The 25,981-nt window shown below is 51.6% G+C and carries 13 protein-coding genes and 2 pseudogenes; 11 read left to right on the top strand and 4 right to left on the bottom strand.

Annotated features, from left to right (window positions below; translation table 11 throughout):
- The first annotated feature begins 36 nt into the window (after window positions 1-36).
- From ACT3R7_RS18995 to ACT3R7_RS18970, 6 genes and pseudogenes are all read left to right on the top strand, one after another.
- Window positions 37-4,608: an SDR family NAD(P)-dependent oxidoreductase gene (locus tag ACT3R7_RS18995; protein ID WP_444660322.1), complete on the top strand. Its 4,572-nt coding sequence runs from the start codon at window positions 37-39 to the stop codon at window positions 4,606-4,608.
- A gap of 49 nt (window positions 4,609-4,657) precedes the next feature.
- Window positions 4,658-6,241, top strand: a complete 1,584-nt coding sequence (locus tag ACT3R7_RS18990) for an aminotransferase class V-fold PLP-dependent enzyme (RefSeq protein WP_192536189.1) — start codon at window positions 4,658-4,660, stop codon at window positions 6,239-6,241.
- The gene (locus tag ACT3R7_RS18985) at window positions 6,228-9,260 is read left to right on the top strand and encodes a type I polyketide synthase (RefSeq protein ID WP_192536190.1); all 3,033 of its coding nucleotides are present in this window, start codon (window positions 6,228-6,230) and stop codon (window positions 9,258-9,260) included. Before ACT3R7_RS18990 ends, ACT3R7_RS18985 begins: the two co-directional genes overlap by 14 nt.
- A gap of 20 nt (window positions 9,261-9,280) precedes the next feature.
- Window positions 9,281-10,522, top strand: a complete 1,242-nt coding sequence (locus ACT3R7_RS18980; protein WP_192536191.1) for an MFS transporter — start codon at window positions 9,281-9,283, stop codon at window positions 10,520-10,522.
- A 99-nt stretch (window positions 10,523-10,621) separates the two neighbouring features.
- Window positions 10,622-10,760, top strand: a pseudogene (locus tag ACT3R7_RS18975) (helix-turn-helix domain-containing protein); the annotation flags it as partial.
- A 532-nt stretch (window positions 10,761-11,292) separates the two neighbouring features.
- Window positions 11,293-11,811 carry a 4'-phosphopantetheinyl transferase family protein gene (locus ACT3R7_RS18970; RefSeq protein WP_192536193.1) on the top strand — a complete coding sequence of 173 codons (519 nt, stop codon included), beginning with the start codon at window positions 11,293-11,295 and terminating at the stop codon, window positions 11,809-11,811.
- Here the strand turns inward: ACT3R7_RS18970 and ACT3R7_RS18965 are convergent.
- Both ACT3R7_RS18965 and ACT3R7_RS18960 read right to left on the bottom strand, forming a co-directional pair.
- On the bottom strand, window positions 11,766-13,484 hold the full coding sequence (locus tag ACT3R7_RS18965; RefSeq protein ID WP_193057363.1) for an alpha/beta fold hydrolase: 1,719 nt from the start codon (window positions 13,482-13,484) through the stop codon (window positions 11,766-11,768). The genes ACT3R7_RS18970 and ACT3R7_RS18965 overlap by 46 nt on opposite strands.
- Entirely contained in the window at window positions 13,465-16,614 is a 3,150-nt protein-coding gene (locus ACT3R7_RS18960) for an AMP-binding protein (RefSeq protein ID WP_192536195.1), read from the bottom strand. Before ACT3R7_RS18960 ends, ACT3R7_RS18965 begins: the two co-directional genes overlap by 20 nt.
- A gap of 279 nt (window positions 16,615-16,893) precedes the next feature.
- On the opposite strand from ACT3R7_RS18960, the gene ACT3R7_RS18955 reads away from it, so the two are divergent.
- Genes ACT3R7_RS18955 through ACT3R7_RS18940 form a run of 4 tightly spaced genes read left to right on the top strand, consistent with a single transcriptional unit; the run spans window position 16,894 to window position 24,181 of the window.
- On the top strand, window positions 16,894-18,330 hold the full coding sequence (locus ACT3R7_RS18955) for an MATE family efflux transporter (RefSeq protein ID WP_192536196.1): 1,437 nt from the start codon (window positions 16,894-16,896) through the stop codon (window positions 18,328-18,330).
- Between the two features lie 28 nt (window positions 18,331-18,358).
- A complete protein-coding gene (locus tag ACT3R7_RS18950; protein ID WP_192536197.1) occupies window positions 18,359-20,545 on the top strand; it encodes a TonB-dependent receptor in 2,187 nt (728 codons plus the stop codon).
- A gap of 34 nt (window positions 20,546-20,579) precedes the next feature.
- On the top strand, window positions 20,580-22,415 hold the full coding sequence (locus tag ACT3R7_RS18945) for an ABC transporter ATP-binding protein (protein WP_192536198.1): 1,836 nt from the start codon (window positions 20,580-20,582) through the stop codon (window positions 22,413-22,415).
- The gene (locus tag ACT3R7_RS18940) at window positions 22,412-24,181 is read left to right on the top strand and encodes an ABC transporter ATP-binding protein (RefSeq protein WP_192536199.1); all 1,770 of its coding nucleotides are present in this window, start codon (window positions 22,412-22,414) and stop codon (window positions 24,179-24,181) included. The genes ACT3R7_RS18945 and ACT3R7_RS18940 overlap by 4 nt, the downstream gene beginning before the upstream one ends.
- A gap of 59 nt (window positions 24,182-24,240) precedes the next feature.
- On the opposite strand, the pseudogene ACT3R7_RS18935 reads toward ACT3R7_RS18940, so the two are convergent.
- Together ACT3R7_RS18935 and tnpA are read right to left on the bottom strand one after the other, a co-directional pair.
- A pseudogene (locus ACT3R7_RS18935) lies at window positions 24,241-24,400 on the bottom strand (IS30 family transposase); the annotation flags it as partial.
- 439 nt (window positions 24,401-24,839) lie between these two features.
- The gene (gene tnpA / locus ACT3R7_RS18930; protein ID WP_192536200.1) at window positions 24,840-25,256 is read right to left on the bottom strand and encodes an IS200/IS605 family transposase; all 417 of its coding nucleotides are present in this window, start codon (window positions 25,254-25,256) and stop codon (window positions 24,840-24,842) included.
- A gap of 21 nt (window positions 25,257-25,277) precedes the next feature.
- Here tnpA and ACT3R7_RS18925 point away from each other — a divergent pair.
- Window positions 25,278-25,981, top strand: a 704-nt coding sequence (locus ACT3R7_RS18925) for a hypothetical protein (protein ID WP_443596254.1), incomplete at its 3' end; no start/stop codon positions are given.

Raw genomic sequence — 25,981 nt, 5'->3', positions numbered from 1 at the left:
AGCCGCTTGCGCATCGAGTTCAAGGCGGATGTGAGCATGGGTGAACTGATGAATGCAACAACTATCGCCAGCCAGTCAGCACAGGTAGAAAAAAATATCAGCAATACGGCGGATATTCTTCCCCTGGTAGAGCGCCCCACTGTATTCCCGTTAAGCGAGAACCAGCTGGGGTTGTGGACATACCAACAAAGCCGCCCCGATGCAGCCAGCTACAACATGACATTCGTACTGCGAATGCACGGTTGCTTGAATCTGCAGCAGTTTTCTGTCGCACTGAATCTGCTGGTTAAACGACATGAAGCCTTACGCTATCGCTTTGTTGAGCAGCGTAACGAAGCTGGCCTGGTCGAACCCGCGCTCAAAATAGAGCCGGATGTTTGGCTGATGCCAGAATATCGGCGCATCAGTGGCGATCTGCAAGAGGAAAGCGAGATCGAAGCGGCGCGGCTATCGGCACAGCCATTTGATTTAGAGCAGGGGCCCCTGCTGCGCGTCTCACTTTTACAGGCAGAGCAGGACAGCTATGCCTGCGTGCTGAGTATGCATCATATAATTGCCGACGGCTGGAGTGTGGGTGTTTTATTGCAGGATCTTGCCATTTTATATGAAGGTCGTGCACCCGATGAAATGGCTTTCCAATTGGTTGATTATGAGGCATGGCGCCGCAGCTGGCTGGGTGACGTCGAACGACAGCAACGGCTGGCTTCATTCTGGCATGACTATCTGGCCCAATTGCCGGGCAGGCTCGAATTTTCTATCTTACCGGACTTGCCTGACGGCGTGTCGGTTTACGAATCAGCTACGCTCGTTCAGACACTGGACAAGCAATGGGCTACGGTGCTTCCTGAAATATGTAGACAGCGTTCGAACGAAATTTATGACGTCGTCCTGGCCGCCTTTTCGCTGGCTTTGCATGAGCTCACCAAGCGACAGGATTTGGTGATCGGCACAGTACTGGCTGCACGCCATCTGCACCCGGAACTGGAGAAAATGGTTGGCTTTCTGGCGAACACCGTGCCGGTCAGGACTGCCGTGGATGACACAATGCCCTTGCAGGTGTTTTTCGATGGCGTGGTCGAACGGCGGCGACAGGCACTGCAGCATCAGGATATTCCCTTCGGTGCACTGCAAAATCTGCAGCGCGGCAGCGATCCGCTAATTGAAGTTTTGTGCATTCATCAGAATGTGCCTTATGCAGGGTTCAGTCTGCCAGGGGTCCAATGCGAGGTCGAATCCGTTCAGGTTGGAGAGACCAAATTCCCCCTGAATCTGCAGACGCTGCACGATGGGGAAAAACTGGTTGTTCACTTTGAGTATGCCCGCGCGTACTTCGCCGAAAGTACGATCATGCGCATGCTGGCAACGATGCAGCGGTTTTTGAGAATTTATTGCGACACATTGCTGGAGCATAAAACGGTTGGCGATCTACTGTTGGCGCCCTATGCGTTGACGCGTGGTGGGGCGATTAGGTTGCCGGAGTCGCGTCCGCGCAATCTGCCACAGGCATTGGCACGAACAGTCGAAAAGTACCCGGATCACGGTATTACGATTATTGATGAGCAGGGCACGGAGGTGCTCACTTATGCCCGTTTAGATCGGCTTGCACGCGACTATGCTGGCCGACTGAATCGTGCTGGGGTCAATGAAGGCGATCCTGTCATTCTAGTGGCAGGGGGCATACGCCATTATCTGATAACGCTGTGGGGAGCTATTCTGCTAGGGGCCATTCCCGTGACGGTAGCTGCGCCGATCGGCATGGATGCTCAAGCGTGTCTGGACAAACTCGAGGCTACATGGGAAACGCTGGCGCATCCACTCGTGATCGCCCCGGCTTGCGACCCCAAGGTATGGCGTGTCTTACTGAGAGAATGTCCAGGCTTTCGGATTGTTGATCCCAGGCAACTGGGCGAAGCGCCTCCTGTGACGCTGGCTGACCCTCAGCCTGAAACAACAGCGTTTTTCCAATTGACAGCTGGAAGTACGGGACGCTCCAAATGTATTGAAGAAAGACACGAGGCAGTACTGGCGTATATGGAAATGACTAGCCAGGCACGGAATTACGATGCTGATCAGCGCACGTTGAATTGGCTTCCGTTCGATCATATCGTGCCTATCCTGACTTTTCATTTGCGCGACATTTATCTGGGGCGTGATCAGGTTCACGTCGACACCGGCTATATCTTGCAGCAGCCCTTGCGCTGGATGCAGCTCATGTCTGACTTGAAGGTGACGCATGGATGGGCGCCGAATTTCGCATTTCATTTGGCTGTCCAAGCGCTGGATGCCGTTGATTCTGACTCATCCGTTGATCTTGGACATGTACGCGAGTTGCTGAATGCGGGTGAGATGGTAACGCAAGCGACTCAGGATGCGTTTCGCCGGAGCGCGGGTCGTTTTGGTCTTGCGCCAGAGGGCTTGGTGGCCAGCTTCGGAATGGCCGAATGTTGTACTTGTATTACTTACGCTACGCCCCAGGAACACGAAGTCCGTTCTGATAGCCTGTCCCTGGCTGGAAACGGTATGCAGGTAGGCGCCAGCAGTTTTGCCTCTCTGGGCAAGGTCATACCTGGTATGGATATTCGGATCATAGACGACAACTGTCAGTTGCTGCGTGAATACCAGGTTGGAAAATTTCAGCTAAAAGGCTTGTCGCTCATGCGAGGCTATCACAACGCACGAGAAATCAATGACAGTGCGTACACCCATGACGGCTGGTTTGATACGGGGGACAATGGCTTTATAGCCAACGGCTGTCTGTATTTGACCGGACGGGAAAAGGAAGTGCTCATCGTCAATGGTATCAATTACTTTTGCTTCGATCTGGAAGAGAAGGTGCAAAGCGTAACAGGCATCATGCCTACATATGTTGCTGCATTAAGCTGGCGTGATGTCGACCAGGAAGCGGTGGCGATCTGCTATGTTCCGGTGGAGGGTACAACCAGTACGCGGGCAATTGATGATCGTATTCGAGATATACTGGTGCGCGAGACTGGTCTGGTGCCGAAAAAAATCGTGGCTCTTGCGCGACACGGTTTCCAGAAAACGACCAGTGGGAAAATCCAGCGGGTCCAGATGGCACAAAAATTACTTCAGAATGCGTTGCCGCGTTATCAGGATTCCGGTCAAGCAGTGCCCTTACGGCAAGCGTACTGGCAGACATGGACGCCGCCTAAGCAGCCCGACGAAATGCAGTATGCAGACATTGTGGTTTGGGAGGCGGACGCATCGTTTGATATGCAGCAACTCCCTGGATGTCTGCGCGACCTATCCCGTCAATTTGCCGCGACATCTGGGGTGCATTCTCCTACCCCGACCCGACTGCTCAGGGTGATGTTGTCCGAAAAGCCGCAAGGCCACTACTGGGGACTGTTCGGACTGCTGAACTCCTACTGCGCGGAGAATCCCGGTTGGAAAGTGCAAATGATACAACGTTCATCCGCTGCGGATGCGGCTTCTGAATGGCCAGTACAAGCGGGTTGGTTTCGACAGACTACCGAAGGCTGGGCGTGCCTGACACTGGGTGAGGCGGCTGCCGTCCAGATAACAGCAACACAACCGCAAAACGTTCTCATTACCGGTGGTGGTGGCGCGCTAGCGTGGCTATTAGCGCAAGACTACGTTGAGCGCGGCGCCACGGTATGGCTGTTGGGCCGTTCGGATGCCCCGCCATGGCTGGACGACGGGCAGCCTCAAGCGCAAATGCACTGGATCCGAGATGACCTGAGCATGGTCAGGCAAACCTCGCAGCGACTTGAGGAGGCGCTGCCTGAAGGTACGACATTCGATGTTATTTGTCATTTGGCGGGAACTATGGAAACGGGGCTGTCTTCGCAACTGGAAGACAATGCGTTGATTCGCACCATGCGCGCCAAGGTAGAGGGACTGGAGGTTTTGAGGAAGGCACTGAAAATGAGCCAGAAATCGGCGCCAGCTCAGTGGGTGCTTTACGGGTCTGTGGTTGCCGCTTGCGGTTTCCCTCTCTCGGGTGCCTATGCCTATGCGAATGGCGCATTGCTTGATATGGCGCATTCGATGCGAGCGGAGGGGGAGCAGGTTTGCTGGCTGGGATGGAGTGCATGGCGAGGTGTGGGCATGTCACGCAACGGTCTGGACGCGGGCCAGCTTGCCTCTCACGGATTGCATTTGCTTGAACCTGAACAGGCACGGTTGCACCATTGGCGTCTTGCGGGAACGAACGACGATTTCTTCATCGGTATCGAGGGTCTGGCCGCCCTTCCAGGCGTGACGGTATCGCCATCGTTAGGTGACAAGTCTCCGATACTGTCGATTAGCGAATGCAGGGAAAGAATCGAAAACGCCCTTAAAGCTGTACTTAGTTTGGAAAAAGTTCAGGCGGATGACCATTTTTTCGATTTGGGTGCGACGTCGATTTCTTTGGTGCAAATACAACGTCATTTGAGGGAACGAGGGCAAATAACATTGGATGTGGCAGTGCTGCTCCAATACCCCACAGTGACGCGACTTACCCAATATATGGCGCAGGGCGAGTCAGACATGCAAACCGTGACGTTGTCTGCCAGAAAATCAGATGTGCGCCGGCGTCGGACAGCACGTTCGAGCGTAAAGACGCCAAAGCGAGGACAATGATTTTGTCGAGGCCAGAGCCCCTTATCGTTTATGAATAGAGGAATTCACCATGGACATGACTTTCGATTTGAATGCACAAGCCAACAAAAATCGCAATACTGATGGGACAACGGAATTCCTTCGCGCCTTGTATCGTTCTGATGATAATGCGGCAATTAGAATGCGCGTAGATGACAGTTGTGATCGGTTTTTGAATGCATCAGATGCATCAGATGGTAACTCGATTTTCGACATATGTGCCAAATTTAAACATTTCGATATGCCCAGAGAGGGTATTTCTCTTGAAGCCTATCTGACCTCCCTTGAGCGCGATGTTCTGCCGCACTGTTCGCACCTTGCATCGCCACGTTATCTGGGCCATATGACCGCACCCATTCCGCAGTTTCTACCTGAAATCGGACGATTGATCCAGACTCTGAACCAGAACGTGGTCAAGATGGAGACAAGTCGCGGGCTCACGTTTCTGGAGCGACAGGTTATCGGCATGTTTCACCGCGAAATCTACCGTGGAAGCGATGTTTTCTATCAACGTTACTTACAGACACTCTCCTCTACGCTGGGCATTTTCACCAGCGGCGGCACACTGGCTAATATATGCGCGGTATGGACGGCGTTGCAGCGCGCTCAAATGAATACGCCGATTGTAGAATCAGACCGGTCGGCAGCAAAGATCCGGCCAGTTATCATTGGTTCCGAATTGATGCATTATTCGTTTGACAAGGCCGCTGAACTTCTAGGTGCCGAATTGTACAAAGTCCCAGTTGATAACCAGTACCAGATCAATCTAGGCGCGGTTGCACAAGCCATTTCCAGCTGTGAATCAGAAGGGCGCCGCGTCATATGTCTGGTGGCTGTCGCTGGATCGACGGACTATGGAAGTGTTGATCCGTTGCGTAAGCTGAGTGAATTAGCCAAGCGGGCAAATGTGCACTTCCATGTGGATGCGGCCTGGGGCGGGGGGCTAGTGTTGAGTGAAAGTAACCGTTATCTGCTTGAAGGCATTGAATTTGCGGACACGGTAACAATTGATGGGCATAAGCAGTTGATGCTGCCCATCGGTTGCGGCATTCTTTTTTTTCGCGACCCTGAATTATCCGAAATCACCATGCATCACGCGCCCTATGCGGTGCGGCCAACCTCTTTTGACCAGGGCAGGTTTACGCTGGAAGGCACGCGCCCCGCAACGGCGCTGTACTTGCATGCAGCCATGCATGTGATCGGTAAAACCGGTTATGACGTGTTATTCAGTGACTCGATGGCCCGTGCGCGCTACATGGCGCAGGCCATCGAGTCGCGCCCTGAGTTTGAATTAATTGTGGCGCCAACAATGAATCTACTGGCTTACCGCTACCTGCCTGAAGAGTACCGCAATTGTACGCTCTCCGCAGAAGACAATGAGGAGATTAGCGCCTTCAATGTCTCGTTGCAAAAGTTGCAACGTCAGAAAGGGGACAGTTTCGTGTCAAGAACTTTCCGGCCTGTACCACAGTACCAAGGTCAGTCTTTGACGCTGTTGCGAGCTGTGCTGCTCAATCCCCTGAGTACTGCTGCGGACATCGATTTCCTGCTGAATGACCAGGTTGCCATCGCAACACAGATAGACGAGAAGGAACACGGGCATGCACAGCAATGATATCGCCATTATCGGGTTGTCTGGTCGCTTTCCGGGCGGTCTGGACGTGCGAGGCCTATGGAATCGCCTCAGAAATTCTGAGTCCTGCATCAAGGGTATTGCACCGGATGCCCTGCGTGGGACGACGCACGAGAAGCATCTTGACGACCCGAACTACATCTTTCGTTGTGCAGTGTTGCCGCAGCCAGAATTGTTTGACGCCGATTATTTCCGCATGAATCATGCCGAAGCCATGATCACGGATCCGCAGCAAAGGGTATTTCTGGAGGTGTGCCACGAAGTCTTAAATCACTGTGGTCTGCCTGATCCGGAAAGCCAGGATATTCGTACTGGCGTGTTTGCCGGAACCAGTGTGAGTATTTACCTGTTGCATAATATCATGGGTTCCACCCAGTTTGCCAACCGGGACATTATGCAGATCCTGATGGGAACCGATAAGGATTTCATTGCGACCAGGGTTGCCTACAAGCTGAATTTGCGCGGCATCTCAATGACCATACAGTCGGGGTGCTCGACATCTCTTGTTGCGGTTCATCAGGCATGCCAGGCTCTACTGAATGGCGAACTCGATCTGGCGCTGGCAGGTGGTGCAACCATTACCGGGCTGGGAGAGGTTGGGTATCTGTACACGCCGGGTGGAGTCAGGTCCTCAGACGGCAGGTGTCGACCCTACGATGCGGATGCCGATGGCACGATATTTGGTGATGGCGTGGGAGCTGTTGCTCTGTGCCGACTGGAAGATGCACTGGCCAATGGCAGTAAGATTTATGCGGTGATCAAGGGCAGTGCAGTGAATAACAATGGCGCCGATTGTGCCGGGTTTGCTGCACCCAGTGTGAGCGGCCAGGCTCAAGTCATACGTGATGCCTTGCATAACGCCGATGTACGCGCCGAAGACGTGGCATTCGTTGAAGGGCATGGAACTGCAACTGCTCTGGGCGATCCGATTGAAGTACAGGCCCTGACGCTGGCGTATGGAACCTCACAGCGACAATATTGTGCACTGGGTTCAGTCAAATCCAATGTAGGCCACCTGGATGTGGCCAGTGGCGTTACAGGCCTCATCAAGGCCACACTGGCTTTGCATGATTGCTGGCTACCCGGGACGCTCAATTTCACACAGCCGAATCCGGCGCTGGAACTGGAGCGTACGCCATTTTTCATTTGTAATACGGGCGCGGCGCTTCCCCGGCACAGGCCGTTACATGCCGGCGTCAGTTCGTTCGGCTTCGGTGGTACTAATGCACATGTAGTTCTTGCGACGCCACCTCGCCGGACTTCTCGGCCATCCCGTCAGGACGCGCTTCTTTATTTGTGGTCAGCCCGTTCGAATACAGCACTGGATCGATACATTGAGACAACCCAGCAAAAGGTCGCGCAGGATCCTTCGATAGACCGTGGGGACGTAGCTTACACACTCGCTCACGGCCGGACACGATTGAAGTGTCGTGCTGCCTTGGCCGGGAACGATCTGCTCTCTCCACAAGCTGGCACAAACCTTGTTCGTGGCCAGTGTTCTGATAAACCGGTTCGGTTAGTTATGCTATTTCCCGGACAAGGCAGTCCATGGAGCAACGTTGCTAAGGACCTGTACCATCGGCACCAGGGGTTCCGCGATGAAGTAGACCGTCTTAGCGCTGAGTTCTCGCCTTTTCTCGGCACGGATTTGCGTCGCTGGCTGTTTCCGCAAGAAGGTGATCGTGTGCAGGCGGACGAATATGCTCAAATGACGCGTTGGAGTCAGCCTGCCCTGTTCGTACTGTGCCTGGGTTTGCGTAGGGTGTTTCAGGAAGCGGGTCTACACGAACAGGTTGTGGCAGGTCACAGTCTTGGCGAATTGATTGGTGCATACGCTGCCAATGCCTTGCCGAAAGCGGAGGCTGCCCGCGTTCTCGATGCACGAGCACGGCTGATGGAAGCGACCGGCTCCGGCGCCATGCTGGCACTTTCCCTGCCGCGCGAGCGGGTCGAAGTATTACTGCATGAGGAAGCAATTCATGCAGATCTGGCTGCGGTAAACGGCCCAATGCAAACAGTTATCTCAGGTTCAAAATCTGGAATAGACGCAGCGATGTCCTACTGTAAAACACATATGATCCGCTGTCGAAAACTGCCGGTAAGCCGGGGCTTTCACAGTTATCTGATGCAGAAAACTCTACCTGAGTGGCGTGAAACGCTCGATTTTGAGCCCGGACCGCTTACTGTCGCGTTGGCCTCGAACGTAAACGGAAGGGTTTTGCCAGTAGGACACGTATTAGATGCAGACTATTGGGTGCAGCATTTGCGTGGGACAGTGGATTTTGCAGGTGGCATTACTGACATAATGCATCAGGCGCAACAGCAGGGCGAAGAGCCGGTATTTCTGGAGGTTGGTCCTGGAAACGCAATGGGCACTCTAGTTCGCATGCACTATCCCTCGGCGTGCGTGATTTCCTGTACCGATCAGAACGATCAGATCACCCATGATTCCGTCATGAAAGCTATCGGTGCAGCCTGGGTAAAAGGCGTGACGTTTGATTTGAATTCAGTCATACCAAAGGGCAATGTGGTTGATCTGCCGGTACCTGCGCTGGATCGCCATGCCTTCTGGATTACTCCCGACGAGGATTCGCAGAACAGACCCGAAAACAGCGCAGCGGCTCCCGACCCGGCCCGCAGTCGACCACCTCAAACCGAATCTGGAATAGACGTGAAAGAAACCATGTTGCAAACATGGAAAAAAATCATCCTGAATCAGGACATCACGGTAGATGACAATTTCTTTGCGCTTGGGGGCGATTCGCTGCAAGCACTTGAGATCAGTCGTGAGCTGGCAAATAGCGGGATATCAATCAAGCCCACAGACATTCTGAAGACGCCGGTGATGAAAGACCTGCTTGTGCAATTGATGAGAGAGGCGAAACAAAGGTGCGTTTCTGAGACTCCGGTCGAATGTTCCACAGTGCAGCCAGCCCAGATGAGTGACGACGAAATGCAGTCCATGCTCCGGCAATTGGGTATGCATGTGGACGTAAATTGAGCCAACAATTGGAAGAATGAATGAGCAACGAAGCTTCTCACACTCAAGCTAGCAAATCCACGGCAACCATTTTGCTCTGCCTGTTTTTGACAGTGATGATGGATCAGGCTGGTGTCGTATTGATTGCGCCTTTGATTCCGGCCCTGCTTGAATCCATCACTGGTGACACCCTTGCACACAACACCGAAATTGCTGGTTGGCTTGTAGGAACTTACGGACTTATGCAGTTTCTCTTCGCACCAATCATGGGGTCCTTGTCAGACAGATTTGGTCGACGTCGTGTATTACTGGTCTGCTTTGCCATCTTTGTCCTTGACTACCTGATTTTTGCTATTGCCGACAGTATCTGGGTATTGTTTCTTGGCCGCGTTATTGCCGGCATCACTGGCTCATCGCTAGTCGTTTCTATGGCAAGTATTGCCGATATCAGTGAGAAGCACAACAAAACTCGCAATTTTGCCTATATGTATGGCGCCATTGGTTTGGGTATGATTGTGGGGCCGGCGATCAGCAGCGTAACCGTTGGCTACGGACTCAGGGTACCGTTTCTGGTGGCGGCACTCATGTGTGCATTTTGCTTTTTCTTTATCCTGTTTGGATTCCGAGAGCCGCTGAGCGACGCAAGCCGGCGTCCTTTCAAAATAGCCAACCCAATGAATTCCATCAATAAGTTTAGAAAATATCCAGGTATGTCCTGGCTGTTTTTGACCCACTTCTGCATATTGCTAGCGTTTCAGGCACCGCTGGTCTTGTGGGCGTTCTTTACTAAATACCGTTTCTCCTGGAATGAGCAGCAAATTGCTAACTCTCTGGTTTTGATTGGTGTACTCATGGTTCTGGTGCAGACAGTGGTCGTGGACTTTGCCTATAAAAAATTGGGTAATCGAAAGTCATGTTTTGTCGGATATGCAATGTTTGGAACGGGCATGTTATTGATTGCTGTGTCAGTTCATCCGTGGTTCTTCTATCTGGCGCTCATTCCATATACGCTTGGGTCTGTCAGCAATGCGGCGATCAACAGCATTTATTCAAATGCGGTGCTGCCCTCCGAGCAGGGCGAAATACAGGGTGCTCTGGTATCTATTGCAAGTGTGGCAAATGCAATCGGTCCGATAGTCGTCAGTTATCTGTATAGCGTTGGCGTGCAAAGCACTTGGACCTATGGAGATGCGCTTCCATTCATCGGGGCCAGCCTGTTGACTGCGTTGAGTGGATGTTTTTTTTATCGAGGCAGTTCTACACTTGTGCGATCAAAGTCTTAATTGATTGCATTTAATAAAAATGCGGAAGACTCGCAGAACAATGAGTTTGGTCGCAGAAGCTGGGTGCAATACCAGACTCTTCAGCTATGGTCTTGCTCCATGTCCTACGTCGAACTCAGTATTGAAGAACGTGTCACTCTCCTGGTGGGCCGTGGCCAAGGCATGAACCCGAGGCAAATTTCCCGGATCTTGGAGCGAGCTCCATCTACCCGTTTCCCGTGAAATACGCCGTAACCAGGCTGAGTTTTCAGGTATCGTTTTGGAAGCTGTTGCTGGTTTTTTTTGGTGTAAGCCCCTGAAACCTTAATACTTTAAGCTACTTTCATTTATACCACGTGAGACATTTAGGTTAGAATATAGCAGCCCAGGCTATTAATATAAATTGCAACAAGTCTTCATTAAAATTAGGTTGTCATTGTGATAAATTCAATAAAAAAAGCCGCCATATTCAAGATGCCTATTTTTACTCTATGGGACCGCAAGACGACTAGTATGTATTTATGCAATTTTTGAAGGAGATGGATGCTTATTTTGTATTGACGCATCCACTTGGGTATGCTTCCGAATCTTTGATGCCTGAGCGTATTGTTGCACCTTGGTACGATTTACTGTGTGCATCGGAAAAGCAGCGAGCTCACGCATTTCGTTCCGATACATTGCGACGTGACTTCATTATAGCGCATGGCCTATTGCGCATGTTTCTAGCCTGGACAATGCTAGAGCCCGATCCGAGTAAGCTGCAGTTTGTTGTGTCAGCGAGGGGCAAACCTATGTTAGATCCTTCGGTGCATCACCAGGCGCCTGAATTTTCTCTTTCGCACAGTCGTGCGCATTTGGCGATTGCTGTTGGCGCTGCCAAGTCAAGTGTAGGCGTTGACGTCGAGAGTTTGCCATTGGAGACGTATGTTGAATTGGCAGATACGGTGTTGGCCGGTCCGGAATACCTTATATGGGAAGCCGCGCCAGCAGATGAAAAGGCTACTGTTTTCCTGCGCTATTGGACTCGCAAGGAAGCCTATTTGAAGTTTACGGGGCAGGGCCTGGTCGATGATTTGCACGAAATAGACACTTCGCAAAAGATAGTCCGGGTAAACGGGCTAGGATCGGGGTGTCGGGTGTGTACGTTGGACCTTGCCCCTGCTAGCCTGGAGTGGGCCAGTAGAGGCGTGTCTGGAAGGTTGCCATCGTCGGTAATCGCTCTGGCGGGCGCTGTACCGCCGAAAGCACTGTTTCATTTTTACTTTCAGGCAGGATCCTTTGTCAGAGCACCAGCATTGGTGGTCTGCTGAATTGAATCGAACAGTTGCAGCATGGTTTGATCGGAAGGATAGTGCGAGTCCTGTTCCTGTACGATGAGTGTTGCATTGGGCAGCAGGTCTACCATGGCCTTTACACTTGAGAATGGAACTTCGGAATCGTCTTTGGCATGCCAGAAGGTCATGGGTAGATTTAGCTGCGTTTGGTCAAGTCCCCAGGGCTGGTAGATTAATTTACACTCGCGGGCCATAGGCAGGCAGTTTTGCTGCAACTGCCATTGCAGCATGTCCAGATAGTCAGCCAGCAGAATCCCGCTTGCATGATATCGGGCATCCCAGGCAGGTGGTGCACTAGGGTCTAAGGAAGTTTGGTCTACGGTCTGTTGGAATTCACGAATGCCTTGTGTGATCAGGGTTCCCAACTCGGCCTCTGGTGTGTTTTGAGAGATATCTCGGTTTTGCTTCAAGGGCTCTTCAATCTCCAGGCCATGTTGTTCGAGAAGATTAATATCGGGAATGCCACTTAATATCCAGACTCCTGCAATGCGGTCTTGGTACCGATTTGCCAATGCATGGGCAAAAGGCGCGCCTGCACACAGTCCGATCACGCCAAATTTAACTATCTTTTCCTGCAGTAGCAGCGGCTGCACTATATCTGCGAATGTCTCCAGTCGTTTGATCTCAGGATCAAGATCTGAGCCATTGAAACCGGGCCTATTGATAGTAATTAGCGCAATACTAAAGCTGGCTGCAATTTCCTTTAGTGGTTTGGACAACGGGTAGGCACCTACTCCACCGTGTAGCATTAGCACCGGGAATCCATGGGCCAGCCCTTCAATACGGTAGCTGACGCGTAGCCCTTTCGCCGTGTGGTAGTGTTTTTGAGCGATGGTGCTTGCGGTATCACTACCCGTTATTTCACTACGTTCTCGCAGATCTATATGTTCGCAAATACGGCTCAACATGTCCTTCATGACATCCGTTTCGCGCAGGAAGAAGTGACCTCCGGGATAGCGGGTGTGACCTGCCCATCGGGTGCTGTACTTTTCCCAATTTTGCATCGCCATAGGCATATTGGTGTCGTCGTCGTCCGCGCCGCTAAAGACCAGCAGCGGAATATCGATTGGGTCAGGAGTTTCTTGCGACAACACATCGTTCATATGGAAGTCGTTGCGTATGATAGGCAAAAAGAAATCCATGATTTCCGTATTTTGCCGAATGTCGTCTGGCAGACCACTGTATTTCGTGACTTCATCAATGAATTGCTCGCGAGGAAGTTCATGGCGCTTACTATCCCGTTCTACATGCTCTGGCGGGGGACGTCCGCTTATGACAAGCAATATAAGTCGATCCAGCTGACCAAGTGCTTTCAGGCGAGCAACGATGCACCATGCGATAGCTGCGCCTAAGCTATGTCCAAACAGGATGAACGGCCTGGTGTCTGCGACGATGGCGGTAGTGATATCATCAACAATCTGATTAGGGCTGTGGGTGAGTGGTTCGTTTATTCGGGTGCCGCGGCCTGGGTATTCGACCGCCTTGACCGTCAGCCAATTAGGCACTGCCTGGCTCCACGCTGCATACATGGATGCGCTGGAACCCGCAGAAGGAAGGCAATATATGCAGCATTCTGCGGTTTGATCGTAATTAGCCAGGGGAAATAGATTGACAACGGATTGAGGGGAATCAAGCATGATTGTGTCCAACAGTTTTCTTTGACAATGTATCGTTTTGAGCGCCATCCAGATAATAGGCCAATTCTCCGAGACGTGGAAATTGGTAAATGATATCGAGCGGAATCTCAGGGCAAGCCAGTGTTTTTCGAAGCTTGAGCGCCGCTGCAGCGGCAAGTAGCGACTGTCCGCGATTGGCGAAAAAGTCGAAATGGCGACCAATATCCGCAACCGATATTTTGAACTGCTCTGAATACAGTTTTGCCAATACCTGTTCTGTTGCGGTTGTGCATGGTTCGAAGGCAACTTTTTGAGCCGTGTTGGTGATCTTCTTCTGCAGCGTCGCACGATCAATCTTCAGATTCCGGTTCAAGGGCCATTCTGTAATAAACTGAATGCTCGAAGGCAACATATGTTCAGGTAGATGTTTCTTTAGCATAGACCGTAGTTGGGTGTTGCTTTGTTGCGAAGCAGTGAGTCCACGGATAAAGGCATGTAGTGAAATGCCAAAAACTTGGTCATTGCTGGTGAGCACTATGGCTTCTCGTGCCTTTAATACTTGGCAAAGAGTGTGTTCGATTTCGCCCAGCTCGACGCGGTAACCGCGGACCTGTATCTGCTGGTCGTAGCGTCCGATGAAATGAACTAATTGGTTGGTGTCGATGTAGCAGTTGTCTCCTGTCATATAACCGCCATATCGGTAAGCACGGTCATTTGTATCGGGCCGATTCAGGTAACCGCCTCCCACACTGGCGCCGTGCAGCCACAGCTCACCAGACACACCACGAGGCACCACCAGCCCATCATGGTCACGCAGGGCAATGTCGACGTTGTCTACAGGCATGCCGATAGCCGTGTTGTGACCAGTTTCATGAACGGCATTGAACAGCGTGATAATAGCCGCTTCAGTCGGTCCGTACAGGTTGAAAAAACGTCGTGTTTCCCCCCACATTCTGGCGACCAGAGGGGGGCAGGGTTCACCGACAGTCATAAGTGTGCGCAGTGTTGGGACTACGTCGAGGGTTAGCGTTGCGGCCATAACCGGGGGTAGGCAGGCGCAACTGATCGCATGCTCTTTGATAAAGTGTTGTACCAAGTCAACGGATGTCTTCATCGTGTCCGGCAATATCTCTAGTGTACTACCGGCAGCGATAGCCAGGGCGGATTCAAGTAGCGATACATCGAAGTTAAGCGGCGCAAACTGCAATACTCGCTGCCCAGGGACATCCATGAGCCGGTCACAAAGATTCATGATGGCATGTACGCTGCGATAGGTGTTGATTGATCCTTTGGGCTGGCCCGTGGAGCCGGACGTATAGATAATGTAAGCTGGTTCGTCTTCGGGAATCTGTTGCGCTGGATCAGTGTTTGGTAGCTGGATGTCCGCAGATTGTGCGTGTAGCGCGTCGTAAGTAACTGTCCTGACAGGTGACGTCAACTGCAAAGCATGCAGTGTTTGAGTGTCGTTGACGATAATTGTTGAAGGGGCCGCATCCTCAATGATAAAACGCAATCGTTCCGGAGGATAGGACGTATCCAGAGGTAAATAGCATGCGCCGCATTCCAAGATGGCGAGCATGCTGCTTAACCCCCTCGCGTCGCGCGGTAAGGCAACGCCTATAATATGGCTGGGCTGCGCACGCAGATTTTTTGCCATGGTCCGAATATGTTGCGACAATTCGGCATAGGTAATCTCGCTGTGCGTGTCGCGGATAGCAACTATGTTGGGTGAATGGAGCGCATTATGATGTATTCGCTGACATAGAGTATCCCGACCCTGGTTGGTGGGGCCGGCCGGTGTGGGGTGAAGCCTGCTGAGGTGGTCGATTGCCTGCATAATCGTTGTTTCTGGTTTGTCAGCCATATATAGAAGCAGATTCTTCAGGTAATGCACCATGTCCTGTGCAATGCCAGGCTGCAGTCGATCGACATGATAGGAGAGCCGGATGTGTTGCAGATCACACTTGGCGACGGCTGGATAGGCGACCCGTTCGGGCGTTTCGTGATTGGTGACGTGCATGACGCTTTCGTCCGAGGTGTCGTTTCCACTGGTGTGGACGAAGCTGTCTGAAATAAGTAATGATTCAAATAGCGGGTTGTCGCTGCCGCTGGTGACATGATCTGGTAAGTGCTCCAGGATGCTTGTCAGCGGTAAAGCCGAATGCACCTGGTAGTCAACCATGTCGCTGCTTAGCGACAGCAAAAATGCCTGTAATGGTGTGTCTCTGTTTATGGTTGCGTTGATCGGGATTGTATTGATCAGCGGCCCCACAATACTCTGGCTGCCGGGCAGATCTAATGGACGTATGGAGTAAGCGCTGCCGAAAGTCACGTTTGAACGAGCGCAATAGACATGTAGAAGGATCAGCCATGCAGCACTGACAAGAATATTGCCTGTGATATGCGCCGATTTGCAGAAGGATTGCAAGCGCACACTTTCTGCCTGACTGAAAGTGTCAGTGAGGAAACGGTAGCGCTCGTCCTGACGCTTGCCTGCCGCGAGCGAACGGGGGAAGATTGTGCCGCTGTCGATCTTACTCAGGGCCTGTGTCCAAAACTGCTTTGCACTTGTGAAGTCCTGTTGCCGGATCCAGTCAATGTATACCTCAAAACCTGCCGGAACTGGAAGCTCAGGTTCCTTGCCCTCAATATATGCCAAGTATCCAAAGGCCATTTCTTCAGTCAGCAAGGTAAAAGACCAGCCATCCATGATCGCATGATGCATGGTGATGACAATATGGCGCCGTTGCGGATTTTCTTCAAGCACTGTTACGCGGGCCAGTGGCGCTGCGTCTAGTTTAAAACCCTTTTGCCCATCTTCTTCGATGAACTGTTGCAGTTGTTTGTCAGCGTGTGCCTTTGTGCCGGGAGCCAACGGTATACGTTCAATGCGCAAGTTTGCTTGATTAAGAACTACTTGCCAGATATCCGACTGGTTTTCCCAAACAAAGGCTGAGCGCAGGGCGGAATGCCTTTGGATCAACCACTGCCAAGTTTGCTCGAATGCATCCAGATCGAATTTTCCGTCGACGGATAAATGGAGTTGTTCGACGTAGAGCTGGTTATCTGTCTGCAATAACGAGCTGTTTAGCAATGCTTTTTGTAAGTCTGATGGTATAAACGTTTTCTTTACGGAAGTTTTTGCCGGTTCGATTGAAGGCATATACGACTCTCCGGAAGATAGCATGATTGACTGATCACAGACATGCCGTAGTCAGGATAAATGAAATTCTTTGCAAGCAAAAAATGCAGCTCGCAATTTGTTCGGGGCGGGCGATAACAACAAGAATTATATCATTTACACTTTTAATAGTATACTATATGATAATAGTTCGCATGTAGATTATCATTATCATCAAGCAGGTCTTATAGTTTGTAGAGGTTTTATACAATCTACTTATGATATGGGCGCAATGCTTTAGGTCTTACGGGTTGAAGCCTCATGACAAGTCAAACACAGATGTTAGGCGAGGAAGCGCCACTTAGCAGCAGTGTTCGGTATTCGGAAAAAGTGTTTGTGCCTCTGATGCTTTTGGCGGGGCCGATAGTGTTATCGATGCTGTTGCAGATGGCCAATAGTTTCGTTGAAACCATGATGGCAAGCCGTAGCGGTATGCAAATGCTTGGCATTATTTCAGTCGGGACACTGATCGAGGCTTTGCCTACGGCATTTGTTAGCGGTTTAGTATACGCGGTCGTGCCGGCGGTGAGCAGAATGAAAGGAGTGGGGGCCACTGCCAGCATCATGCCGTTTCTGTGCCAGGCGATCGTCGTGTCTGTGGGAATTTCGCTGGTTTTCGGCGCGCTCATTGTCGTGTTTAGCGAAAGCGCCATGATCATATCTGGCGTGACACCTGATCTTGCGGATGGGGTCAGGACTTATCTCTATTTCGTACCCTTGTTCATTTTGGGAAATGTGCTCTTCCTGCTGGGTCGCAACTTTGCTGAGGCTTTCAGTTACCCCTTGCTAGTAACCGCGTCGGTGCTGGCTGGGCTTGGGGTAAAAACACTGGTGATCTACGCCATCGTACTGGGACATTTTGGGTTCCCGCAAATGGGAGTCGTCGGGTTTGCACTGTCGAGTGTCGCTTACTATTCAACAATCAATGTGATTCTATTGGTGTTCAGCCTATGGCAGCACGAGATACGTTTGATCTGGAAAACCCCAGTGGGGCTAGAAGACTGCTCTGCTCGCAAGCTGCTGTTTTTTACAAAATCAGGCCTTCCCGTTGCATTCAATTTCGTTTCCGATTTATTTATTCTGAGTATCATGGGCGTTTCCATTTCTTCATTGGGTGTGCAAAGCATCGGGGCACATTCTTTGGCGTTCAATATCTTGGGAATAGCGCTGGTGGGAACCGGCGGTATGGCTATGGCCGCATCTATTCTGATCGCGCGGTCCAGTGGCAGTATGGATTCACGCGGGTTAATTGCCATGGCGGCCAAATGTTTGATTGTCAGCCTGTTATTAATGTTGATGCCGGCATTGCTTCTCGGCTTCTACCCGGAACCTATCCTGCAACTGTATGACCCCGACGCGGCGTTATTGCCGCTGGCGCGGCAACTGGCGCAGTTGCTTCCCTGGCTCCTGATGATCCTGACGACGACCACTGTTGCCGCATTTTTGTTGCGCGGTTTGGACGATGGCGTTGCGGTCATGCTGATTTACTTGGTCGTCTCTTGGTTGGTGTGGCTTCCTTTTGGTTATGTCCTGGCATTTACGGACATCCTGGTCCCGCGTATGGGCGCGGCAGGATGGTGGTACGCCTATCTGTTGAGCCAGTGTTTTCTGGCGATTGTTTTGTGCGCGCGCTTATCATGGGTACTGCGCAGGATTGACAATCGCGTGCCTGAAACTGTGGTGGTCAATGTGGTTTAAACCTTCATTTAGCGCATGGAATGAAACGATGGAATCAAAAATAAACAAAGGGGTGCTTCCTATCCGGGTGGCGATTTTAACCGCGTTAGGAGCAGGAGTAGGGATGGTGTTGCCCAATTCTGCGTCGGCACAGTTGCAGCAGGAATCAGCCGAATTACTGACCTCTTCGGTGCGAGCGTCTTTACCTCAACAGACTGCAACGCCCGTTGGCACGACGTCTGCCGGAACTGAGCCAGGGGTCGAAGCACTGGAGCCGATTATTGTTCAGGGATTCGGTTTTCATCAGGAGATTGCAAAGACCGCTGGATCGATTGCCGTTTTGCGTAGTGATGATATTGAAGCGATGAATCTGACGGAGCTATCCGAATTGAATGCGCGCGTTCCGGGCGTCACCTTGGTCAGCTCATTGACCGGCGGGCCCAAGTATCCCTATATACGCGGTATTGGTAAGTTCTCGGAAATTTTTGGTCGCAGCGTTGCGGTCAATATCGATGGCATTCCCCAAAGTCTGGTGGAATTGCAAAATCCGGCCATTTCAGGTGATGTCGAACGGATTGAAGTGCTGAAGGGGCCGCAACAAATTTTGAACGGGCACAATGGTCTGTCAGGTGCCATCAATATTTTTACCAGGCAGCCGCAAGAGTCCGAGGGCACCCTGGGTTTCGGGTTGGGATCGGACGGTTACGTCAATACAAATGCTCGTTATCATCATGTGTTTAACGAGGAATTTTCATTGAGCGGCGCATTTTCGATGAATACGGACGATGGCTGGCTGACCAATGTGCGTACCGGCAATACTACAGCGGACCGGGATCGTAAGAATTTTTCATTGACAGGTATCTTTACGCCTACAGATCAAACCAGGATTGTGGCCAATGCGTACGGCTACAATTACCGGGAGAGCGGACCGCTGCTGGTTACTGTCAATCCCCAAACCATGCGTCCTTACCAACATTACAATTCCTATGTGGGCGTGATTGGCGAGGAGCTGGACTTTGGAGAGTTGAGCCACGACACAGATGATTTCACTTACTCGCAAGTACGGGGGGCGAGCGTTGATATTCGTCATGATCTGAACGGAGTTGAATTCCAGTCTACTACCGGGTGGACGTCTTACCGTGATAATGGTTTGCTAGATGTGGACGGCGGTGATCACCCCTTACTGCAATCTGAAATGTCTACGAGTCAGGATAATCACCTGCTTAGTCAAAATCTTCGTTTCAGTAGCAATACAGATGCTGACCTGCAATGGATTGCGGGCGTGGATGGCTATTACAATCGTTATGATTCCACCAAATTAATATTGGGGATGGGTGATATCGATTATGGAACAAATCAGACACAACAAGGGGTGGGCATTTACGGTCAGATGCCATGGTCGCTCAATGAAAAGTTTGATCTCAGGCTGGGTGCAAGATATCAAATCGATAAAACATATGGTGTAGGAAAAGGATTTCAGGACGGAGAAAGCCTCTCTGTGACTGACAAGACGCTGTTGCTCTCGGGCGTTGCGACCTGGCACCTGAACGATCAGTCTCTGGTGTATGGTAGCGTAGCGCAAAGCTATTACCCGACCGGCATTTATGTCATTGACCAGCTTTCGACCTATCATAAGGAAGAAGGGGTAACGGCCGAACTGGGATTTAAAGGACGCTGGTTTGATGACCGTTTATACACTTCCGTGGCGCTTTACGAGTCCCGCTCGAGTAACCCCGTTTATACTCTGGCGTCGCCGTATTCCGTTTGGAGCGTGGACCAGCAGCGCAATCGCGGTTTTGAGGCCGAAGTCAATCTCAGGGTAACACCTGAGTTGGAGGTGGGCGCATCGTACAGCCGTTCCGATCCGGTGATTACCCGCTGGGATGATCATCCCGAACTGGAGGGCGTGCGACCGATGCAAGTGCCCTTAAGCCAGGCTAACGTGAATGCGACATACCGCCGTCATTTTCCGATAGGAAGTGTGACTTCACGCATTGATGTCAATCATATGGGTTCCCATTATGGAGATAATGCCAATACCTACAAGGCGAGGGGGTATACCCTGGCAGACCTATCAGTCGGGCTGGAGCGAGGTCCGCATGCCTTGACCATTTGGAGTAAGAATATTTTCAACAAGCAATACTATTCCCTTGTGTCATGGACAAACCAGTTTGAGGCCCAGGCTGCATATGGTCGAGGTCGCTCGGTGGGTATTAACTATAGTCTGAAATTTTGAATGATGCGAACACACAAGAGATGGTGATGTGGTAATGAAAAAAGACGAGGCGACGGATAGGAATAAACAACAGTCGACCCCCCCCGAGGGGACGCACAGCCCCGGGGTCTGGGAGCTGATCCAACCCATTCGAGCGCGTATGCGCTGGGTATATGCATGTTCGGCTCTCTCTACAATCGCCTCGTTGAGCACAGCACTAATTCTGGCATTTCTGATCCTGAATCTTGAAGAGAATGCGGTTACGCATGCGGGATACTGGATCGTTGCGATGGTTGCCTGCGTGGTACTTTCATTTTGTCTGCGCTTGGCCGCTTTCTACTTATCTCATCTGGCAGCGTTTCGTCTGGAAAATATCCTACGCAAACAACTGAGTGCGCACTTTGCCCGTCTTTCCAATGCGACGATACGAAAACAGGGAACCGGGGCAATGTCCAAAGTATTGGTTGATGACATCCGCGATCTACACGCTTTCGTGGCCGACACGACACCGATGTTTCCACGCGTAATGATTGCGCCGCTTTTCACATTGGGCTTTCTCGTTTGGCTGGACTGGCGGCTAGCCCTAGTGGTGATTGTGATTCTGGTGACCGTGATGCTTTATCTCAGACGGGTCGCGGCCAATAATAGCCAGGCTACTCACGTTTATGGAGAAGCCCGTGAGGAAGTGAATGCGTCGATTGTGGAGTTCATCCAAGCAATGCCGGTGGTGCGTACATTTGATGGGGGGCATTCGACGTTTAGTCGCTATCAGAATGCGCTGGACCGGTTCTCCGCGTTTGTGTCGCGGTGGTACCGCGAAGTGGCCAGTTTCGGCAATGTGCTGATGGTGCTGCTCAATCCGCTGTTCACTTTGACTTTTCTACTGTGGATCGGTGCCTTGTTCTACGGAGACGGAACGTTGGAACTTTGGCGCTGGGTGGGCTTTCTGCTGGTGAGTGCCATACTGGCGGAAACCATCTTACCCTTGCTGTTTATGCAATCGACTCTTCAGAAAATTGCAGAGCCGGTTGAGCGCATTTATGAATTTAACAACTTGCCGACTATCCGGGAAGTTGCTGCTGATAAGGCCAGCAAGCCAGCCGACTATAGCATCGAGTTTGACGGCGTTTCGTATGCCTATGACGAAGCCGGCGAGGCTGCGCTGGAGCAGGTATCTTTTAGTGTGCCGCAGGGCACAGTGACTGCGCTGGTCGGGCCTTCGGGTGCCGGAAAGAGCACGCTGGCCGCGATGCTGCCGCGCTTTCAGGATCCCGACCAAGGCGCTATACGGATAGGCGGGGTGGACATCAGGGATATGACGTTTGATGATTTGTCGCAAATCGTTGGCTTCGTATTCCAAGAGAATTTTCTTTTTTCAGGTAGTATCGCAGACAACATCCGATTGGGCAGTCCCGATGCGTCAGCCAAGGACGTGGAACAGGCAGCCAGAATTGCCCAAGCTCACGATTTCATTATGCCGTTGCCAAAAGGGTACGACACGCCGGTCGGAGAGCGTGGAGTATTTCTTTCTGGGGGTCAGCGCCAGCGTATTACAATCGCCCGAGCAGTATTGTTGGATCGACCGATTCTCGTGCTCGATGAAGCAACAGCCTATGCCGATCCCGAAAATGAAGTTGCTATCACGCAGGCGTTATTTGCATTGATGCGGTCACGTACGGTCATAGTGGTTGCACACCGCCTGTCGCTGATTCGTGATGTCGATCAGGTCGTAGTTCTAGAAAAAGGCCTGCTCCGTGAACGTGGGACGCACGATAAGTTGCTCGTCCAAAACGGATTGTATTATCGCATGTGGGAGCAACGTACGCGAGCTCAGGGCTGGTCAATTCGTCAGTCCTTTATTGATACTTCGGGCCAGGAGCCGTCAGTATGAACACAACCGAAATAGCCATGGAGAATCGCAGGTTCGCGCCAATACGAAAAACCTGGGAATCCCTGATGCGTACTGCGGGTGATCGGGCCCAGTCATTGCGGTCTAGTATCTTTAAATTAGGTTTGTCAGCGGTTCTGCAAGGTTTGGCGTTGGCTAGCATATTACCGTTGATTGACGCGCTGTGTATTACTCATGATATGAACAGTGCGCTGGTCTGGTTAAGCATTTTTACGCTTTGCTTTGCATTTTCAGCGGCGCTGCGATGGCGTGCCTATCATTTTGAGTTCCGTGGCGAGATGATCATGATTACGCAGTTTTTGCGTACCGAGCTTGGGCGCAAGATGCGTCAGATGCCGTTGCAGGATATTCAGGGCGCGCGCTCAGGAGAGTTGATCCATACGCTACTGACCAGTGTGGATAGTACTCTGTCCTATGTTCTGGGTGTGGCCAACGCGATTTTTACGTCGCTGCTCGTGCCGATTATCGTCGCTATCGTTTTGCTTGCATACGACTGGCGGTTATCGTTAGCGCTGCTGGCCGTTTTTCCAGCAATCGTGTTTTTCTACCACCGCAGAAGACCGGCCTTCGGTCAATCGGCGCGCGGCGTTGATGAAGCGCATAAGGCATTATATTCAGATGCGGTGGAATATATTCAGGGCTTGGCTATTTTGAAGGCAGTAGGGCAGGAGAGCGCACAGCGTCATCGCTTGCAGGCCCGATTCGACGATCTGGAAGCCATGCAGCGAAAGGATACACAACTGGGCTCCAGTCCTAATCTATTGATGACGAGCATGGTTGAGCTGGGGATGCTGACGGTGATGCTGCTTGGTGTTTATCTGGTGATGATCGGGCAATTGCCGTTGGCATTACTTGGCGCGTTTTTAGTTATTGTCATTCGCTTTGCCGAACCATTATCCAGTCTGGTGTTATACACCTATATGTTTGATATGCTGGAATCAGCGATGGGCGATCTGGATACCTTGAGAGCGCAGCCTAATCAGGTTGTGTTTGAACCGCAACAGCAGCCCCGGGATTATGGAATTGAGTTCAGCCAGATGTCGTTTCAGTATGCCAATAGCAATAAGGTCGGTTTGTGTGATGTCTCCTTATCTATTCCTGAACGCTCCATGACGGCTATCGTCGGGCCATCGGGGGCCGGCAAAACGACATTAATGAAACTAATGCAACGTTATGCAGACCCTCAGTGTGGGGCGATACGGATTGGTGGCGCCGATATCCGTCACATGAGCGCAGCCGAATTAAGCGGGCTTGTGTCGGTCGTTTTCCAGGATGTCTATTTATTTAACGATACGGTGCTGCACAACATTCATATCGCCAGGCCGTCGGCAACCCGGGAAGAGGTACAGCAAGCGGCTCGCCTGGCTAATTGTGACGAGTTTGTGCAGGCCTTACCGCAAGGCTATGAGACTATTGTGGGCGAACGCGGCGGGAATCTGTCGGGCGGAGAGCGCCAGCGTATCAGTATTGCACGCGCCATTCTCAAAGATAGTCCTATTCTTGTACTGGATGAGCCCACCGCATCTCTGGATGTAGAGAATGAAACGCTAGTGCAGGGCGCGCTGAATTATCTGGTGAAGAGTCGTACCGTCATAGTGATTTCCCATCGGCTGTCCACGGTGCAGGGAGCAGACAGGATTGTTGTGCTCGAAGCGGGACGTGTAACCGAGTGTGGTAATCACAATGCGCTGATGGCACGGCAGGGTACCTACTATCGTATGCAAATGGCGCAGTGTTCTACTGCATAGTCCGGTGAAAGCCGATCTGATGGAAAAAAGACCGGTATTTTCTTGTTTCAATCTTGGACTCAAGCAATAAGTGCAGCACCTGGGGTATTTAGAGCTTCTGAGCACTCTCCCAGTAACACTTGTGCCAGCATCCTATATAGCCAAGTCGTTTTCGCGGTCATTCAGCTTTTCGACCACCCGTCTCACCTCGGCATCGGTGACATGCCGAAAGTCCGTTCCAAAAACTGCTTTCAGGCATTCCTGATCGCATAGCACGCTAAATCATGAGTGATGCTCGACCTGTCACCACCGTCTACCGAGAAACTGATTCCCAGCGATCATATCCATCTGCGTGATCAACCTGTACGTCGATTCTCTCGACCTCGAAGCTCTTAGCTTTGAACGTGTGAGGCTGGCGACCGCACGCTCGGGCTACCATCCTACCGACATGCTGAGGCTCTAGCTCGACACCTGCAGCAAAGCCGCTGAGTGTATCGACATCAATCAAAGCGGCAAGCTGGAATTGGTACGCCTTCCGCATATCGAGGAAGCGCGAGTAGACGATATAGTAGAAGGGCGTCAGTAATAATGTCCATGCCAGAAATTCATGAACCAATCTGCCTTATCAAAATGCGCGAAAAACCCCGTACTTCTAATAGCGTGGGCCGCACAAGCGGCCCTAGGTAGGCCTGCTCTGCTGTTCAATGTATTGCCTCACGATAGAAATAGGCGCCCCGCCAACGCTGCCAGCAAAATAGCTAGGGCTCCAAAGGGCGTTCTTTCTGTAAGCAGTCTGGATTAGTTCAGGGTGGTACAGCTTCATCTGACGGCTGGATACACCTTTCAAACTGTTGACCAGCCGAGACACCGCCACCTTGGGTGGGAAGTTGACCAGCAGATGTACGTGGTCTTCCTCGCCATTGAACTCTTCTAGATCTGCCTCGAAATCTTTGCATACATCGCGCAATATCCTTTCCAGCGTGGTGAGTTGGGTTGCGTTAAACACCTTGCCGCGGTACTTAGTGACGAAGACCAAATGAGCGTGCATAAGGGAAACGCAGTGGCGACCTGTTCTGATAGCTTGTTTGTTGTCCATAGACCAAGTATACTCTAAGGCATGAAACAGACCAAGACCCTCAAGGTCAGAGTGAAGGACAAACACGCATCAGAGCTGAACCGCATGGCTCGTAGCGTGAAGAACTACTTGAACGAACTGTCATCCCGAACCATTCGGGAGAATGGTCTGTTTCTGTCCGCCTACGACATGCACCCCTATACCAAAGGTGCCGGCAAGGACCTCGGCCTGCACAGCCAGACCTTGCAGTGTGTTGCCGCCGAATACGTCGTCCGTCGCAAGCAATTCAAGAAGACTCGCCTACAGTGGCGTAAGTCTCGGGGTGTGAGACGCTCACTTGGCTGGATTCCGGTCAATACCGGCGCGGCCAAGTGGAAGAATGGGCAGGTATTCCACAACGGCAACCATTTCAAGGTCTGGGATAGCTACGGCCTGTCGAAATACAAATTCCGCTCAGGATCCTTCAACGAAGACAGCCTGGGCCGCTGGTACTTCAACGTCGCAGTTGACGTAGAGGTCAAGCCATCTACTGGGCAGGGAGCTGTCGGCATCGACCTTGGGTTAAAGGACGTAGCTACCTGTAGCGATGGCTCCAAGATGGAAGAAGGTCGGTTCTATCGTGACCTTGAGCTGATGAAAACAGGATTCCGTGCCGCCCTGATCAAGGTAGAGCAGCGATCAGCTTACTACGAAGCGTTGGATACTGCGCACTATACCAGCGATTACGATCCTTTCGTTGACGCTGC

The organism is Halomonas sp. AOP43-A1-21 (assembly GCF_052376775.1).
Taxonomy (GTDB): Bacteria; Pseudomonadota; Gammaproteobacteria; order Pseudomonadales; family Halomonadaceae; genus Vreelandella; species Vreelandella colorata.
The sequence above is the reverse complement of the archived record's forward strand: the minus strand, read 5'-3'. Positions and strand labels throughout refer to the sequence as shown.